Origin of the sequence: Paenibacillus sp. J22TS3 (assembly GCF_018403205.1) — a bacterium.
Lineage (GTDB): Bacteria > Bacillota > Bacilli > Paenibacillales > Paenibacillaceae > Fontibacillus > Fontibacillus tuaregi.
This window is the reverse complement of the sequence record NZ_BOSF01000001.1, coordinates 1,076,077-1,092,949: the sequence shown is the minus strand read 5'-3', so window position 1 is coordinate 1,092,949 and position 16,873 is coordinate 1,076,077. Positions and strand designations below refer to the sequence as shown.

At 50.3% G+C, this 16,873-nt stretch carries 13 protein-coding genes; 7 read left to right on the top strand and 6 right to left on the bottom strand.

All coding sequences use genetic code 11. The features are described from left to right. Positions 1 to 214: 214 nt before the first annotated feature. The 3 genes from KJS63_RS04910 to KJS63_RS04900 all read right to left on the bottom strand — a co-directional run bounded on the left by KJS63_RS04910 (position 215) and on the right by KJS63_RS04900 (position 4,465). Complete coding sequence (locus KJS63_RS04910; RefSeq protein ID WP_213618157.1) at positions 215 to 703, bottom strand: helical membrane plugin domain-containing protein; 489 nt, start codon at positions 701 to 703, stop codon at positions 215 to 217. A gap of 20 nt (positions 704 to 723) precedes the next feature. Beyond that, positions 724 to 3,660 (bottom strand): formate dehydrogenase subunit alpha, encoded by a 2,937-nt coding sequence (gene fdhF, locus KJS63_RS04905; RefSeq protein WP_213618156.1) that lies wholly within the window; start codon positions 3,658 to 3,660, stop codon positions 724 to 726. A gap of 508 nt (positions 3,661 to 4,168) precedes the next feature. After that, on the bottom strand, positions 4,169 to 4,465 hold the full coding sequence (locus KJS63_RS04900; protein WP_213618155.1) for a YfzA family protein: 297 nt from the start codon (positions 4,463 to 4,465) through the stop codon (positions 4,169 to 4,171). Positions 4,466 to 4,825: 360 nt separating this feature from the next. Between KJS63_RS04900 and KJS63_RS04895 the strand changes: the two genes are divergently transcribed. The 6 genes from KJS63_RS04895 (at position 4,826) to KJS63_RS04870 (ending at position 11,441) form a co-directional block, all read left to right on the top strand. Next, positions 4,826 to 5,173, top strand: coding sequence for a Na-translocating system protein MpsC family protein (locus KJS63_RS04895; RefSeq protein WP_213618333.1), 348 nt, complete (start codon positions 4,826 to 4,828; stop codon positions 5,171 to 5,173). Positions 5,174 to 5,181: 8 nt separating this feature from the next. Further along, positions 5,182 to 6,003 (top strand): formate dehydrogenase accessory sulfurtransferase FdhD, encoded by an 822-nt coding sequence (gene fdhD, locus KJS63_RS04890; protein ID WP_213618154.1) that lies wholly within the window; start codon positions 5,182 to 5,184, stop codon positions 6,001 to 6,003. Between the two features lie 40 nt (positions 6,004 to 6,043). After that, positions 6,044 to 7,048, top strand: coding sequence for a GTP 3',8-cyclase MoaA (moaA, locus tag KJS63_RS04885; protein WP_213618153.1), 1,005 nt, complete (start codon positions 6,044 to 6,046; stop codon positions 7,046 to 7,048). 377 nt (positions 7,049 to 7,425) lie between these two features. Next, positions 7,426 to 9,363, top strand: coding sequence for a serine hydrolase domain-containing protein (locus KJS63_RS04880; protein ID WP_213618152.1), 1,938 nt, complete (start codon positions 7,426 to 7,428; stop codon positions 9,361 to 9,363). A gap of 24 nt (positions 9,364 to 9,387) precedes the next feature. Beyond that, positions 9,388 to 10,065 carry a response regulator transcription factor gene (locus KJS63_RS04875; RefSeq protein ID WP_213618151.1) on the top strand — a complete coding sequence of 226 codons (678 nt, stop codon included), beginning with the start codon at positions 9,388 to 9,390 and terminating at the stop codon, positions 10,063 to 10,065. After that, entirely contained in the window at positions 10,062 to 11,441 is a 1,380-nt protein-coding gene (locus tag KJS63_RS04870) for a sensor histidine kinase (protein WP_213618150.1), read from the top strand. Before KJS63_RS04875 ends, KJS63_RS04870 begins: the two co-directional genes overlap by 4 nt. A gap of 22 nt (positions 11,442 to 11,463) precedes the next feature. Here the strand turns inward: KJS63_RS04870 and KJS63_RS04865 are convergent, their stop codons facing one another. From KJS63_RS04865 to KJS63_RS04855, 3 genes are all read right to left on the bottom strand, one after another. After that, positions 11,464 to 11,646 (bottom strand): hypothetical protein, encoded by a 183-nt coding sequence (locus KJS63_RS04865; protein ID WP_213618149.1) that lies wholly within the window; start codon positions 11,644 to 11,646, stop codon positions 11,464 to 11,466. Positions 11,647 to 11,718: 72 nt separating this feature from the next. Then, positions 11,719 to 13,350, bottom strand: a complete 1,632-nt coding sequence (locus KJS63_RS04860) for a response regulator transcription factor (RefSeq protein WP_213618148.1) — start codon at positions 13,348 to 13,350, stop codon at positions 11,719 to 11,721. 5 nt (positions 13,351 to 13,355) lie between these two features. Continuing rightward, a complete protein-coding gene (locus KJS63_RS04855) occupies positions 13,356 to 15,152 on the bottom strand; it encodes a cache domain-containing sensor histidine kinase (protein WP_213618147.1) in 1,797 nt (598 codons plus the stop codon). 318 nt (positions 15,153 to 15,470) lie between these two features. Here KJS63_RS04855 and KJS63_RS04850 point away from each other — a divergent pair, with 318 nt between their 5' ends. Further along, positions 15,471 to 16,871: an ABC transporter substrate-binding protein gene (locus KJS63_RS04850; RefSeq protein WP_244862505.1), complete on the top strand. Its 1,401-nt coding sequence runs from the start codon at positions 15,471 to 15,473 to the stop codon at positions 16,869 to 16,871. Positions 16,872 to 16,873: the final 2 nt, after the last annotated feature.

Genomic DNA, 16,873 nt, shown 5'->3' with positions numbered 1-16,873 from the left:
GACGCTCCGCTTCTTCAGAATCACTCGGGATCGAAGCTGAGATCAGTAAATTCTAAAGTCCATTTTAAATACAGTATTGTCTCTAAATTTAAAACAGCCTTTAACCTGGCATCGTATCCTACCGGGTAAAGGCTGTTTGTATTTTATCTATGGATCACAATAATTTAATCATTACAATGAGGCTTAAAAAGATTCTTTAACCAGAGTATCCATGTCAGTCCCGCTTGCCGCCCTGTTCCAGCTCCCGTCCAAGTCCTTTAAGGAAACGAAGCCCAAAGCGGACGGCCCGATTGACATCGGGGTCACGCAAGGATTTCATGAGACTGAACATGCTAATTCGGTTCTCATCCGGAGACTGGGCTTCCTGAATGCCTGCTGTAAGTCCATTCATCAGCTTGGTGGTCATCTCTGGCTCCAGGCTGGTTAGAGCCCCTGCTGCTGCCATTCCATTGTTGATCAGATTCGTGATTTCGGGGCGGGAGATCTGCCCAAGTGTAATCTCCGCGATTTTGGCTTTGGCTTTCAGCATGGATTCGGCGGCCTCGAGGAGCCCGGAATCATGAAGCTCTCTTAGAATGGACAGCGACTTCTCCAGCGCTTCATTGCTTTCCGCTAGCTGCTGTTTCAGCTTGGAGATGGTGGCTTCCTGACGTTCCTCCTCGGTCAGGAGTTTTTTTCGGATCAGGGATATCGGTTTGGCCATAAGATCAGCTCCTCTCCTCTCTAATCCACCAGAGATACGTAGTCCGGGCGGTTCCATTTGCGCTGCACCTCTACGCCATTCTGTGGATTTCTTGCCTTGTAACGCGGATTCGTATGCGGGAGCGGGTTAATCCCCTTCACGTTTAGAACCTGCATGCGGACTTTCATCTGCTTGTAAGCCGGGGTGTGGGTCCGCACATCGACAGCGGTTCCGGTCAATAGATTGACCGCACTCTCATGACTGCTTGAGTGCATTGGCACATAAACCTCATTTCCCCGGACACGGTCGGTAACGAGCACCCGAAGCTTAATTGCGCCATAAGGGGACTCGAGCCGTACAAGCGAGCCGTCTTCAACTCCTCGTTCCTTCGCAAGCTCGGGCGATACCTCTACGAAGACATCCGGAAACTTGCGGTTGATCCCTGCGGATTTATTCGTCAAATTGCCTTCATGGAAATGTTCCAGCAGGCGTCCGTTATTGAGGACAAGGTCGAATTCAGACGGATACTGCACTGGCGGAATATATTCGACCAGAGAGAAGCGGGCCTTCTTGTCCGGGAAGTAGAAACCGTCTGTATACAGTAGTGGGGTGTTCTCACCAGAGGCTGATCCCCAATGGAAGCTGCCCCAGCTTTCCAGCGTATCGTATGAGCAGCCGGAGAAGAACGGGGTCAGGCTTGCCATCTCCTCAAAGATTTGGGATGGATGAGTGTATCCCCAATCAAATCCCATATGGCGGGCAATCTGGGAGGTGATCCACCAATCCGGCTTGGAGTCGCCCAGCGGTTCGAACACTTGATACAGGCGCTGTACTCTCCGCTCCGTATTAGAGAAGGTTCCGTCTTTCTCCAGAGAGGGGGCGGCTGGAAGGATGACGTCCGCGAATTGGGCGGTTGTGGACAGGAAGACATCCTGAACCACCAGGAAGTCCAGCTTGGACAGCACTTCATGTACATGGTTGGCATTGGAGTCCACCCATGCCATATCCTCACCGACCAGATACATGCCTTTGAGGTCGCCAGTCTCTATATCATTCAGCATCTTGATGTTATCCTTGCCAGGAACCGGGGAAATGGCTGCACCGTAAGCTTTCTCAAACCGTCTGCGGGCTTCATCGTTCGACACATGCTGGTAACCCGGAAGCCATGGGGGCAGGGTACCCATATCACAGGCGCCCTGCACATTATTATGACCTCTGAGCGGATAAGCTCCTGCTCCGGGGCGCATATAGTTGCCGGTAGACAGCAGCAGATTGGAAATGGCCGCAGACGTGTGGGAACCCGCAATGTTCTGGGTTACGCCCATCCCCCAGCAGATGGCCGTTCCATCGGCATCCCGGATCATTTCAGCAATTTGGATGAGCTCCGCGCGGGAAAGCCCTGTCTCCTGTTCGGCGAAGTCCAGGGTATATTTGTCCAGCACATTCCTGTACTCCTCATAGAAATTCACATGCTCCTCTATGAAGCGCGGGTTATGCCAGCCCTGGTCAATCATATATTTGGTGACCGCGGTGAGCCAGACAAAATCGGTTCCCTGCTTTGGCCGGATGAACAGGTCAGAGCGCTCTGCCATTTCATGCTTGCGCAGGTCGGCTACAATCAGCTTCTGTCCATGCAGCTTGTGCGCCCGTTTAATACGGGAGGCTAGGACCGGGTGTCCTTCAGCCGGGGCGCAGCCCACCAGAATAACCAGTCCAGCGGAAGCGATGTCCTGGATCGTTCCGGCATCTCCGCCGATGCCCACCGTGGACATGAGACCGTCTGAAGCCGGTGACTGGCAGTAGCGGGAGCAGTTATCAATATTGTTCGTTCCAAATACCTGACGGGCCAGCTTCTGAATAACATAATTCTCCTCGTTGGTAATCTTGGAGGACGAAATAAATCCGAGACGGTCACTGCCGAACTCTCTCTTGATGGTGCCAAGACGTTCTGCCACCAGGGAGAGAGCCTCATCCCAGGTTGCTTCCACAAAAGCACCGCCCTGACGGATCAGGGGCACCGTAAGCCGCTCTTCGCTATTCACGAAGTCCCAGCCGAACTTGCCCTTGACACAAGTGGAAATCGCGTTGACCGGAGCATCGTGCGAAGGCTGGATCTTCAGAATCTTGCGTCCTTTGGCCCATACCTCGAAGGAGCATCCTACCCCGCAGAACGTGCATACGGTCTTGGTCTTGCGGGTTCTGGTCTCCCGCATGGCCGCTTCAATTTCAGATACCGCAAAGATTCCGCTGTAACTTGGCTCGACCTCCTTCACCAGCTCAATCATAGGGGACAGCAGATCTTGACCAAGGCCTGTCATAAATCCGGCCTCACCGAGCATGGACTTCTCCATCAACGCATTACACGGACAGATCGTAACACACTGCCCGCAGCTGACACAGGAGGAGTTGTTGATCTCGGAGCCTTGATCCCAGATTACACGCGGGCGTTCTGCTTCCCAGTCGATAGAGAGGGTCTCATTGACCTGCAGATTCTGACAGACCTCCACACACTGTCCGCAGGCGATACATTGGTTCGGATCATACCGGTAGAATGGATGAGACATATCGACCCCGGAGGGATCAACCTTGGGCCGATATGGGTATTTCTGATGCTCAATTCCCATCATTTCGGCAGTATTGTGCAGCTTGCAGTTCCCGTTGTTGTTATCACAGACCGTGCAGTACAGTAAATGGTTCTCCAGCAGCCGGTCCATGCCCTCGGTCCTTGCCGCCTCCGCCGCCTCTGTACCTGTCCGTACCTTCATTCCACCAGCTGCCGGGGTAGAGCAGGCCCGGCTTAGCTTGCCGTCCACCTCCACAATACAGGTATCACACGTTTGGATAGGGTCCACTTCCGGGACGTGACAGATTTGAGGGTGCTGCATTCCGGCCAGATTCATGACGTCCAAGACGGTCATGCCTGGGGCGGCTTCGTACAATTCCCCGTTAATTGTAATGCTCAACATTCGCTCGCTCATTGGATAACCCCTTTAATTCATACTTCACCGGCCTGCGGAGTAAATCCCCGGCTTCCGGTCTATATAGCTCTGAATTCCGGCACCTTGCAGGACGAGACCACAAAAAAACTCCACCCCAAACTCACTGTTCATTCCTGCTGGACAGTAAATTTAAAGTGGAGTAATTCATTAGCAATGACCTACTAATGCATCAATCCGGAATTTTCAGACAATTTTGTGACTAAATTGATTATACTCCTCTACAGGAAAAATACAAGATTTAGAATGGCTGAAATGCACGAATTAATGACTCAAGCAGGCGAATTAAACTTGTCCGAGGTGAAGAAGACTACTGCTCATTAAAATAAAACAAATCCTTTCTGCAAGCATATATTCTGAAAATGATCGGGACATTTCTAAGCCTAGGTCTAGCTCGCGTAAGCTGTACCGATGGATCAGGAAAAGGCGTAACAATTGCAAAACCCACCGTTAAGGTTGACCGCCTGCGGTGGGTTTTGCGTTTTGATTCTTAAACTGAGTGAGAAAAGTTCTTTTTAAACACACTGATTATACCAGGAACAAGAAAAAAGATACCAAAAAAGACAGTGAGTAAATTATATTGGGGTGTTTCATAGAAATTAAACCATTCAGTGAAAATAGAAGTGTTAAGAATCCTTCCGAATATTGTTCCATCGGGATCTCTGTAATTAAGTATCCATCCTGTGGCTTCAGATGAAATGAAGAATATTTGTGACAATAAAAATACACCAATAGAAGATACCCAATATTTTTTCAGAATTGATACAGCATTTTGTTTCCTAGCCAAAAGCAATCTCATCCTTATTAAGTAATTTTTTTAATATTATAATATGAACTTATACTGCAATCCAAACCTACATTTCCATATCTCCAACATCGTAGAAAACTTCTGTGACTTAAACTGCATGAATAGTAGATATGCAGATTATATGGGCACGGTGTTGATTAAAATATCAAACCAAACAATGCATTTCATTTTCTTAAATGAAGAGCATTAATGATAGAACAAGGAGCATTAAAAGAAAATAAAGGTCTATAAAAAACTCATTTATATAGAAGAGAAAATGATAAAGATTGCACCTCTTTGGGATTCGTGCCTACAATGAAGATAATGAAGGAATGGATGTTCACGGACGAGGTGATCGATATGAGAAAAGAAGCTGCTTTCAACGAGCTTGTACGGAAGGTGCGCAAGGACACGTTCGGGAAAGGGCCCGAACGAATCCATACCACCTTTGTTGAGAATATGGCCATTACGAAGATGTATGGGAATTTTACCCCATCGGAGAAATTTATCGCCCAGACGCCGGAAGGCAGGCAGATGGTGCATAGCGCGAGAACACACATGATTAAGAAGCTGTATGCGAATCACGTTCCAGACGGCATGGAGGAGTTGTGCGGTTCCAGGCTGGTACATTTGTTCACGGATGTGAAGGTGGATGAGGATATGGCAGTCTCTGTATTTATTTTTGAAAATCCGATTGAGCAAGGGTGAGGGCCAAGATGGAGCAGCAGTATGAACGCAGTGTGATCCGCTATCAGCGGGGGCGCATAACCCAGGATCATGATCTGATTGTTACGGAGCATCCGGTTACGCTGAAGGTTAACGGGGAAGAATTAGCCACTATGGTATGTTCCCCGGAATATATCGAGGACATGGCGGTCGGTTATCTCGCTTCAGAAGGGGTAATTAAGGAATACAAAGATATCCAGGAGCTGTGGGTGCAAGAACAAAAGGGGTTTGTACACGTGAAGACGGACAAGTGGAACGGGCAGCTGCAGAAGCTGTTCACCAAAAGATATATTACCTCGTGCTGCGGCGCCAGCCGGGCAGGCTTTGTGTTCTTTGGCGATGCGCGAACAGCCAAGGTGATGGAAGGTATTCATGTTACGCTCAGTTTCGACGACATCTTCCGGCTGATGGACGAGGTGCTGCAGGGTGCAGATTTGTTCCAGCGCACAGGAGGCGTGCACAGCGCGGCGCTGTGTGACCGTGAGCACGTTCTGCTCGCACGAAGTGATATTGGAAGACATAATGCGCTCGATAAAATTTATGGCCATTGTCTGAAACAGGAAATGAAGCTGGAGGACAAAATCATTGTGTTCAGCGGGCGCATCTCTTCAGAGATTCTGCTGAAGGTATCGAAGATCGGCTGTGAAGTTATTTTGTCCAAATCAGCCCCAACAGCGTTGGCGCTTGAACTAGCTGACCAGCTTGGCATTACAACGGTTGGTTTTATTCGCAATAATTCCTGTAACGTGTATACACACCCGCAGCGAATTACAGATTGTACAGACAAATCCCCTTCCAAAGTGGTATTCTAATAGGATCAATTTATTCGGAAGGAAGAATGGGGAGACTTCTATGACCATCCATGATGAACTTGGCAGAATAATGAGGGACCTGCGGATCTCAGTAACTGACCGCTGCAATTTCCGGTGCCGTTATTGTATGCCTGCTGAAATATTTGGTGATGACTACGCGTTTCTTCCGAAAGACAGTGTTCTGACAGCCGAAGAGATCCGCAGAACTGCCGAGATCTTCGTTTCTCTTGGAGTACGCAAGCTTCGGATTACCGGGGGAGAACCGCTGCTGCGGAAGGACCTGCCGGAGATTATAGCAAAATTGGCGGCGATCCAGGGAGCAGAGGATTTGTCGCTGACGACCAATGGCAGCCTGCTTGCCTCTAAAGCAGCAACGCTGAAAGAAGCCGGACTTCAGCGGGTTACTGTCAGTCTGGATTCCCTGGACGATGAGACGTTCATGTACATGAACGGGGGACGGTCGAAGGTGAAGCCCATTCTAAATGGAATCGAGGCAGCCAAACAGGCGGGGCTTCTGGTCAAAGTGAATATGGTGGTCCAGAGAGGGTTCAATGACCACGCGGTTCTTCCCATGGTGGAATATTTCCGGGAACAGGGCATCATTCTGCGGATGGTGGAATATATGGATGTCGGCAATTCCAACGGCTGGAACCGGGAGCATGTGGTAGGCAAGCAGGAGCTGCTGAAGCAGATCGGAGAGGAATGGCCGCTTGAGCCGCTCGCGCCTAATTATCCAGGGGAGGTGGCTACCAGATACCGGTTCCTGGATGGGAAAGGGGAGATCGGCATCATATCGTCGGTGACGGATGCTTTTTGCTCCTCCTGCACCCGGGCCAGACTGTCTGCTGAAGGAAAGCTGTATACCTGCCTTTTCGCCTCGAAGGGTTATGATCTGCGGGAACGACTTAGAGCCGGACAGACGGATGAAGAGATTGCAGACTATGTCCGGGGAATTTGGGAACATCGTCACGATAAGTATTCACTTGACCGGGGAACTCAGGGGGGGGACGAGCCCCGCGTTGAGATGTCCCATATTGGTGGATAATCTTGCTGAGTCCGTTTCGATCTCAGCGGAGAGGACGAGCGATTCTGGAGAAGCGGAGCATCCGCCTTTGTCTCCGACATGCCCCTACTTGGGTATCTAGTTCAAGCATTTCGGAGACAACAGGCGTCGTAAGAACACTCGGCATCGCAGCGCTCCGAATAGGGTAACTTTCATAAGTTCATTGTATATAGGTAACCGGCATGGAACATTCTGCGGCGGCACAAGCCAGCAAGCAGAATGGGCTCATGGCGGTTTTTTTGTTCTGCTCAGAATATGCCCGAAAGTTCATAATCAGTTCATTTTCCTCCGATATACTTCAGTCATCAAATGAAAGCCTGCACTTATTCATGATGGCTTTAATCAGGAGGAAAGTTAAGATGAACACAAGATTTCGGAATCAAATGGTTAGTTTTTTGCTGAGTGTGGTGCTGTTTGCGGTCTTTGCATCCCCAGCTCTTGCATCCCCGGCTAATGCGGCGGGGGACATCCATATGGAACGAACGCCTTCGGGCATCCCATACGCTCAGCTTGGGCAGGAAATCGACAAGTATGTGAATAAGTATATTGGGAAATCAAGTCCAGGGGCTGCCGTTGTCGTAACCAAAGCGGGCAAAGTGATTTTTTCCAAGGGGTATGGTTACGCCAATGTGGAGAAACAAATTCCGGTTGACCCTGCCACGACGGTGTTTAACTATGGTTCGATTAATAAGGTGTTTGTCTGGACCTCGGTAATGCAGCTTGTGGAGCAGGGAAAGATGAAGCTGGATCAAGACGTCAAGGCATATTTCCCGAAACAATTCGCGGATAAACTGCGTTATGACAAGCCGGTTACTATGCTCGATATGATGAGTCATACCGCTGGTTTTGAACAGCATCCGCTAGGCTTGTTTTTAAAGTCCCCCGAGAAGCTGATGTCCCTGGAAGATACCTTGTTATCCGTTCAGCCCGCTCAGGTCTTTGAGCCTGGAAAAGTGATGGCGTATTCCAATTACTCCACAGCGCTTGCAGCCTTTACGGTGGAGAAGGTGAGCGGGCACAGCTTCTCTGATTATGAAATGAACCGGATTTTGCGCCCGCTTGGGATGAACCATACGTCCGGTCACCCTACACTTAAGGATCATCCTGATTTGGCCCGCGCACAAGCGACGGGGTATGTATCTGCTGAACATGGAGGCTTTGAGCCAAGAGAGCACTACTATGTCCAGTTATATCCGGCTGGAGCCATGCAGGGAACAGCAGAAGATCTAGGGCGTTTTGCCCAGGCGTTAACCTCCGAGCACAGTCCGCTATTCGTCAAGCCGGAGACGCTCGGGATCATGTTGTCCCAGAGCTATACTCCGCATAAGGATTTCCTCGGCAACGCGCACGGATTATGGGAATACAACACCAAGCCGCATGCGGTAGGACATAGTGGGAATACGATGGGTTTTTCAAGCAATTTTGCGGTAGTGCCTGATGAACAGCTGGGAATTGTTGTGCTGACCAATGCTGAAGTGGAGCAGAGTTTAACTTCAGGGGTGATTGATCTCCTCACGAAAACCCCTAAGCCGGAGACTACAGCATCAGGTGAGAACCTGCAGAAGTCAAGCGAGGTGGCCGGCAGCTATGTAATTGCACAGAACACATTTTCCACGATACAGGAATTCATGAGTTACCTGGGGCTGGTGAAGCTCGAGGCAAAGGGGGAACATGATCTTGTCATTAACGTAATGGGATTGTCAGGTGAATACACACAGGTCGCTCCTCAGGTGTACAGACTGAACCTGGGTGCCGAACCCCGGCTTCAGAAGCTCGCACCCGAACTTTATGCGGAAATGCAGAACGGGAAGGTGGTTCGGCTCAGCAAGGGCAGGGCGACAGATATTGTTCCGCTTGGTTCAGGCCGCGCTGTCCCGGCACTTCTTGCTTATGCGGCGATTGCTGTGACTGACATGTTGTTCTTCCTGATTGCCCCTCTTGTTCTGCTCGTAAGATGGTTCCTTCGTAAAAGAAAAGGAAGAGGGTCGTCCAGTCCGGTAGAACGGCTGATTCAAGGTGTCATTCTATGCGGCAGTATTATCGTCATCAATGTCCTGATTCTGCTTGCGAATGTGATGTTTAATCAGGATGTGACGGCTGCACAGTTAAATACTGGAATTGTGATAAACTGGATACTAGCTGTACTTGCAGATCTGCTGTTGGTCTATTCGGTTTACATAGGCAGGAAGAGTGCGCAATCCAAACACCTGTCATCCCTACAAATAATTACAGCTGTAATCATTAATAGTTATCTAATCCTGCTTTTGAACTGGCATTTTTTCCACTTAATTCATTAACTGTCTTATGAAATGGAGATCTCTATGATTCGTGTGCTTGTGGTTGAGGACGATAAAAATCTCAGAAAATTGATTGCCGCTTCGCTGGAACAGGACAATTATCAGGTCCTCCAGGCCGCGAACAGCTCAGAGGCGCTGCGTCATTTGGAGAGCAGCCAGGTGGACCTGATGATCAGCGATATCATGATGCCTGAAATGGACGGTTATGAGCTAACCCGGCGGCTGCGGGAAGCCAACTACCATTTTCCGATTCTGATGGTAACCGCCAAGGAAGAATATGAGGATAAACGCGAAGGCTTTATGGCCGGGACCGATGATTATATGGTGAAGCCGCTCGATACGAAAGAAATGCTGCTGCGGGTAGCCGCTCTGCTGAGAAGAGCAAAGATCGCAAGTGAGCACCGGATTGTCATCGGCGACAGCATTCTGGACTATGACACCTTGACGGTATCCTTAAGTCATGATCAGATTGTTGAGCTGCCCAAGAAAGAATTCTACCTGCTGTTCAAGCTGCTGAGCTATCCGGGGAAAATCTTCACTAGGCAGCAGCTGATGGACGAGATATGGGGGCTGGATTCGGAGGCCGATGAGCGCACGGTTGATGTTCATGTCAAGCGGATTCGGGAGAAGCTGGAGCCGATGAGTCCTTTTCGGATTGTGACGGTTCGGGGTCTGGGGTACAAGGCGGAGAAGCGGGGATGAGGAGGTTTGGCTTTACATCCATCCGTCTCAAGCTGGTTCTGATCTTTATGGGCATCCTGATTGGTTCTTGTCAGCTTGCCTTTACGTTTGCAATCAATTTCTATTTCGATAAAGTGATCAAAGATATGGAGACCCAGTTGATGACGGAATCGGGGTTGATTAAGCAGCTTGCAGAGAAAACCAATTTGGAGGCCGAGGAGATTATCCGGCTTAGCAGGACTTCGTTTTATCAGACGGATGCCTACTACCGGGTTCAGGATGTTCCGGTTACATTGGATGACAAACAGCTGAAATTTCTTCAAACCGGGCAAAGCATCTATGTAAGCACGCAGCGGGAGAACCGGGAGATTCGCGCCACCCTGTTCAGACTACGGGAGCAGTACGTGCTCTTGACTCCCCATGTTGGAGCTTATTTCGATCCTGTTGCCCAGATGATGGTTAATACGATCATCAATTGTGCGATCATTGGAGCTGTACTGATCCTGATTGCCGTACGGCAGATCATGAAGCCTTTGAAAAAGCTGACAGAAGCCACCCGCGAGGTGGCCCAAGGGAAGTTCACCGTTCAGGTTCCATACAACGGCAGGGACGAGGTCGCCCTGCTTGCCCAGTATTTCAACCGGATGGTCCAAGAGCTGAAGCATATTGAATACTTGCGAAAAGATTTTGTGAGCAGTGTCTCCCATGAATTTAATACGCCAATTTCTTCGATCCATGGGTTTGCCCAGCTAATCCAGGCAGAATCACTGCCAAAGGACAAATTTCTGGAATATACGGGTGTCATTATCGAAGAAACGGAGCGGCTGACCAAGCTGTCTTCCAACATTCTGAAGCTGTCCCGGGTAGAGAATCAGACGAGGATCACCCAAAGATCTGCCTTTGCCTTGGATGAGCAGATCCGTAAGACAATTCTGCTGCTGGAGAAGGAATGGCAGCAGAAGGAGCTGGATTTCGAGCTTGAGCTGCCCAAGACGATATACTTGGGTGACGAGGAACTGATCCAGCAAATTTGGATTAATCTGATCAGTAATGCGATCAAATTTTCGGGTTATGGAGGCTGCATTTCTATCAGATTAACCTCACTAGAGCAAAGCGTCCGTATAATCGTTGAAGATGAAGGCAGCGGAATTCCGGAGCCTGTGAGGGAGCGCATATTTGAAGCTTTTTTCCAGGCTGAAGGCTCACATGCCAGGGAAGGGAACGGGCTTGGCCTGGCGATTGTGAAGCGGGTGACGGAGCTGTGCGGCGGCTCCATAACTGTGCAAAGTGTTGAAGGTGAAGGAACAACGTTTACAGTGGTGCTCCCACGGATGGAGTCTGAGTTAAATATGGAAGTCATGAACACACATAAAGGCCATGAATCCCTACCCGGGTAGAGATTCATGGCCTTTGGCATGGTTAGCGGTTCCGGTCTGATTCCTCTAGCGATGGACGTGTGCCATCCGGCCGCTCATGAGCTAACCGGTCAGGAATTTTCACGCTGTCCGGGTAAGAACCTTCAACGAACATTCCGCTGTCTTTGTCAATGTCCCGTTGGGTTACCAGATCCTCATCCTCTTGATGCGTTACATGGTCACTCATGGTTACACCCTCCCTTACTGTGGTTCAATTGTTCACTCTATCTTATATTTCCCCGGATTTGGGCCGGCCCAATCATGGACCCATCACTTCCTTGCGGTATTGGGAAGGGGAGAGTCCGGTCCATTTCTTGAACGTTCTTGTAAAATGGGCCTCATCGCTGTAACCAACTTCCCGGGCTATGGTCTGGACCTTGCTGTCACTGGACTGAAGCTTAGCCTTGGCCCGTTCCACCCGGAATTGGTGAACATAATCGAGGAAATTAACACCAAGGTCCTGTTTAAACAAGGTTGACAGGTAGGTGCTGGAGACAAACAAATCCCGGGCCACACTTCCAAGAGAAAGGGAGGGAGAGTTGTAGTGCTCATTAATGTACTCGACGGCCTGTTGAATTTTGCGGGGCTGAATCTTCTGCGGATTCATCAGTTCCGCTAATTGACGGATCACGCGGAATATTAGGCCCGAAATTTCCTCCAGGGTGTCCATTTGTTCAATCTGTCCGGCCAGCTCCACCAGCCTGGATACGCCGGAAGGACTCCCGCTGTCTGGAAGATCCTTGGCAAGCTGGATAATACGGGCCAGCAGGGAAAGGGCCTGAAGATTAATCTCACTCCGGGTCAAAGATTGGCCCGTTTGTAGATGCCCCAGCCAATCTTCGGCACACCGGATTCCCTCCGCGAATAACCCTCTGCTCAAATGCTCAATCAAAGTCTGCTCCAGTCCGGCCAGTATGGCTAAGGATTGCGAAGCTTCCCCGGATTCGGAAGTGCTGAGTTCTGTGTAGCGGAAGATTCCTCCTCCTCCCTGATAGAACCGGCGCTCCAGAGCTTGCAATGCTTCCCCGTATGCTTCTGCGAGGCTGTCCAGATTCAGATGCACGTCACTGATCCCTACGCTGACCGATAAATTCAAGTATCTTTCCAGATTGCACTGAAGCTGGGCTATCCCAGCCTGGAGCTTATCCTGTATCAGATCATGGGTTCCGTTACACAGCGTGATAATCATATCCTGACTTCGGATCACCTCAATAGATTGACGGAGAGTCTGGCTGAGGGTCTCGCGAACGATGTCCGCAGCTGCAAAATGGATAAGCTGCATATCACTCTCGTTATAACCCAGCTTCTGCAAGGTTTTGCCATCTGGACGTATGGCGATGAGAACCACATCTCGGGTGTGAATGACGATGCCCAGCTGTTTAGCCAGAGAGAGCCGGTCTTCTCCATACTGCTTCGGCCCCGTCAGCCATTGCCGGATTGTCTGGGATTTGACCATAGGCAGACTCTGCTCCAGCTGACGCCGGATTCCTGAGACCGCATCTTCCGTCTGTCTTCTCTCAAGCAAGCGGGTAACTGTCTTTCGGAATACCGCCGCGATTTCCCGGGGATGGCATGGCTTGATAATATAATCCTCGACACCTAGACGGAGCGCCTTCTGCGCATACTCGAAGTCCCCATAACCCGTCAGGAGCACGCACGAGACATCCATTCCGTGCTCCTGCAGCTTCTCGACGAGCTGAAGACCATCCATCATAGGCATTCGGATGTCGGACAGCAGCAGATCGGCGGGGATGGATTGAAGAAGCTCCCAGGCTTCAAGGCCATTCGCAGCCTGGCCGCATATTTGAATCCCGAGTGATCCCCAGTCAATCATAGTCAGGAGCCCCTCACGGGTCGTTGTTTCATCTTCAATGACGAGCAGATTGAGCATTTGAGCTACCTCCTTGGTATCGGAAGACGCAGAGTCGCACGGGTTCCGGAATTCTCCACACTGTGGATGTTCAGCTTGGCTTCATTTCCGAAGATCAGCCGAATGCGATTCATGATATTTACCAGGGCAAAGCTGTCAGAGGTTCCGGGACCAAGCACCGGTGTTGACTGGAGTCGTTCTGTGATTTCTGCCAGCTTCGGTTCGGGCATCCCGACACCGTTATCGGTGACTTCTATTTCAAGCCACTCTGGCTTCCCTGGCAGGAGCGAGGCACGGATCAGAATCATACCTTCTTCACTAGGCAGCGGCTCTATACCGTGAACAATCGCATTTTCAATCAGCGGCTGCACAATTAGTTTAGGGATAAGTATGTCTCTGGCCTCGGGAGCCACGTCCAGTTCATAGGTCAGCCTGCGGGCAAATCTCATTTGCTGCAGGAATAAATAGTGCTCGGCAAGCTCCATCTCCTTATGAAGCTCGATCATGTCATTGCCTTGATTCAGGCTGATCTTGAAGATGCTTGAGAGGGAATAGATCATGTCGGCTACCTGGTCATCCCCGTTTTTTTGAGCGGTCCAGGCAATGGTATTCAGTGTATTGTACAGAAAATGCGGATTAATTTGCGATTGGAGCAGCTTAAGCTCCGCGTCCTGCCTGCGAATCTCGGAGCTGTATCCCTCATCAATCAGTTCCCTGATTTTGTGTACCATCACATTGTATCCCTGACCGAGCCGGCCGATCTCATCCAGCCCTTCGGTGTTCACCTTCTGGGTAAAGTCCCCCTGCTGCAGCTTGCCCATGGAAGTGAGCAGTCTGGACAATGGCCGGGTAATAACGCGGCCCAAGAACCAGGAAGCTGGAATACTCAGCAGTAAGGTGACAAGCAGAACAAGCGCGGTTAACCATTGAATCCGGCTTAAGCGCTGCAAGAGATCGGCCTTGGGCTGGAACACGAGCACCTGCCATCCTGAGACGGGGTTGCGGCTGCGGGTAAAAATCCATTGATCATGATCCACACTAGTATCAATCTGATGGACCGATTGCAGCTTTTCTTTAAAAAAAGGCAGTTGGCGCACATTCTGGCCAGCCCACCGTCCACGGCTGTCCGACAGGATACTCCCGTCAGCATTGACAATGACTACCGTAGCATCCTCCCCTCCCGGATCATAAATCCGCCGAATCTCCTTTTCATCCATCCCCAGGATGAGTACTCCCTCCGGCTTGAGAGAGACGTCATTCTTCAGAACCTTGGTCATTAACAATTTATTCAGAGAATCCCCGCGAAAGATCGTGTTCTTCTGCTCTGGGGTCTCGATGCTCCACCGCTCGGTCTGGTCCTCCTTCAGCAGCGCATCATAGTGATAGGCTGTCCGGTATTCCTCAAAAGGGATGGCTGACGACAGTCCTTTGTTGTTGAATTGAATAGGGGGAAAGTGCTCGGAATAGATGGTCAGAAATTGAAAGTAAGGCCTGGTAACCATCAGTCTGCTGATGGAATTGAACAGGCCGGTATTGGACACATATCCGCCGCTAGGCGTCCTGGATGAGAGAAGCGCCTGAATATCGGGCGACAGATACAAGTAATCGGAAATATGAATGGCGTCCTGAGTAATATAGTCCAGATGATCCATCACCGATTTAGCCATGCTGGCTTGTTCCACCTGCATTTTGGAAGCGATTTCATTTGCGGCGATACGATAGGATAAAAATCCCGTAAAGCTGATTGTGATCAGCATCAGCGGAACGAAGGAGAGCAGAAGCTTACGCTGGATAGAAAGGTTCAAATACCATTTTGGCGACATTGCGGCAAAGTGCATCCCCTTAGTTAAACTCTACATAAAATCACTAAATACTATAGAAAAGAAGGCCTGCCCTAAACAAGTGCAAAAAGTACCAGTATAGGAAATGCAATCCTAAGATCTAAAAAATGAACAACAACTTCTGAAAAATGGCCATCTTCGGTTCCTTTGCATCTCAAAATTGCTGTGTTCTCATGTGCAGGAGTTTTGCTTGAACCTGAAAAACAAACAAGAAATTCTGAATTATGATGACTAACCCCCTTTAAGATCGCGACCTACAATGAGGTAGGAAACAAAAAAGCGAAGAGAAGATGGTCTGTGATGAAGTGGAAGTGGATGGGCAGCAGGAGAACTGTTGTATTGAGCTTGATTCTGATTCTGGCTGTGGCCCTGGGCACTTGGGGCTGTGAGGGCACCTCACCTTTGGGGAGCAACGGCCTCGTACAAAGACAGTCGGCAATCGAGGACAAGAGAGAAGTCAAATCCGGAGAGCATGGAGAAGGGGTGACGCTGACATTTTTCACAAATAACTCGAACCGCCAGGCCGGACAGGGGCTGATCGAACAGAAGCTGATCGATCAATATATGCGGGAGAACCCGGGCATTGAGATCAAGGTAGAGACTCAGGCGCCGGATACGCTATATCAGGACAAGATCAAGCTGTACAACGCGGCGAATAAGCTGCCGGATATTTTCTCGGCCTGGGGCAACATGAACTACCTCGAACCGCTGATTAATAATCATGCGCTGATGGAATTCAGCAGAGATGAGCTGCTGCTTGAGCTTGGCTTCCTGCCAGGCGCACTGGATAGCTTCAGTTCGGGCGGGAAGTTATACGGGTTCCCGCGGAACACGGACTTCTGGGTGATCTATTACAACAAAAAGATGTTTGCGGATTCAGGACTTCAGGTTCCTGGAACGGAAGATGAACTGCTGAAGGCGGTTCGTGCTTTCAAGTCTAAAGGAATTGTGCCGATTGCCATGGATGGACGGGAGCCCTGGAGCTCTGGCATCTGGTTCGACACCATGGTTCAGCGCATAAGCGGAACCTGGGAGGCCAACGCCGATGCGCTGGAACGAAGCCGAACCTTCCGGGTGCCAGAAGTACGTCAAGCCGCCCATAAAATGCAGACTTGGATTGAAGAGGGGGCCTTCGGCTCCGGCGATTTGAATCTGGATTATGGCATGGCAAGGAGCATGTTTGGCCATGGCCAGGCAGCCATGTTCATGATGGGCGATTGGGAGATGGGCATGGCCGCCGACCCGGCGTTCCCGGAGCAGGTCCGCGCCCAGATCGGGGCGTTTGCTCTCCCGGCTCTCACTGGGGGAAGAGGAAGCAGGCATGACCTTCCTTCCTGGTTCGGGGGCGGCTATGCGGTATCCAACCGTTCGTTACATAAGGAGGAAGCAATGCGTTTCCTGAAATGGATGTTTCGTCCGGAGGGATGGGCCAGGGAGGTCTGGCAGAACGGGGTCACTTTCCCGGCGCAGAATTATGAGCGGTTCCTAACGGGCCGGGAGTCAGCTGTTCAGAAGGATCTGATGAAGATATTCAGTAATGCCAGGTCTTTCAGCGGTACGGTCACCCAGGATAAATTCCGGTCCGAGCCGCAGAAGGTCTATTATGACGCGCTTCAGCAGCTGGCTGCCGGAGGGCTGACTCCGCAAGCCTTCTCTGAGGTGATTGATCATGCTGCTGAGATGAACGTGACGGCGGAGTAGCC

What these genes read in the sequence shown, in the direction of transcription:
- fdhF (WP_213618156.1), bottom strand. Translation starts at nt 3,660, where the DNA reads ATGAGCGAGCGAATGTTGAGCATTACAATTAACGGGGAATTGTACGAA.
- KJS63_RS04855 (WP_213618147.1), bottom strand. Translation starts at nt 15,152, where the DNA reads ATGTCGCCAAAATGGTATTTGAACCTTTCTATCCAGCGTAAGCTTCTG.
- KJS63_RS04895 (WP_213618333.1), top strand. Translation starts at nt 4,826, where the DNA reads ATGAGAAAAGAAGCTGCTTTCAACGAGCTTGTACGGAAGGTGCGCAAG.
- KJS63_RS04875 (WP_213618151.1), top strand. Translation starts at nt 9,388, where the DNA reads ATGATTCGTGTGCTTGTGGTTGAGGACGATAAAAATCTCAGAAAATTG.
- fdhD (WP_213618154.1), top strand. Translation starts at nt 5,182, where the DNA reads ATGGAGCAGCAGTATGAACGCAGTGTGATCCGCTATCAGCGGGGGCGC.
- KJS63_RS04880 (WP_213618152.1), top strand. Translation starts at nt 7,426, where the DNA reads ATGAACACAAGATTTCGGAATCAAATGGTTAGTTTTTTGCTGAGTGTG.
- moaA (WP_213618153.1), top strand. Translation starts at nt 6,044, where the DNA reads ATGACCATCCATGATGAACTTGGCAGAATAATGAGGGACCTGCGGATC.
- KJS63_RS04910 (WP_213618157.1), bottom strand. Translation starts at nt 703, where the DNA reads ATGGCCAAACCGATATCCCTGATCCGAAAAAAACTCCTGACCGAGGAG.
- KJS63_RS04850 (WP_244862505.1), top strand. Translation starts at nt 15,471, where the DNA reads ATGAAGTGGAAGTGGATGGGCAGCAGGAGAACTGTTGTATTGAGCTTG.
- KJS63_RS04860 (WP_213618148.1), bottom strand. Translation starts at nt 13,350, where the DNA reads ATGCTCAATCTGCTCGTCATTGAAGATGAAACAACGACCCGTGAGGGG.
- KJS63_RS04865 (WP_213618149.1), bottom strand. Translation starts at nt 11,646, where the DNA reads ATGAGTGACCATGTAACGCATCAAGAGGATGAGGATCTGGTAACCCAA.
- KJS63_RS04870 (WP_213618150.1), top strand. Translation starts at nt 10,062, where the DNA reads ATGAGGAGGTTTGGCTTTACATCCATCCGTCTCAAGCTGGTTCTGATC.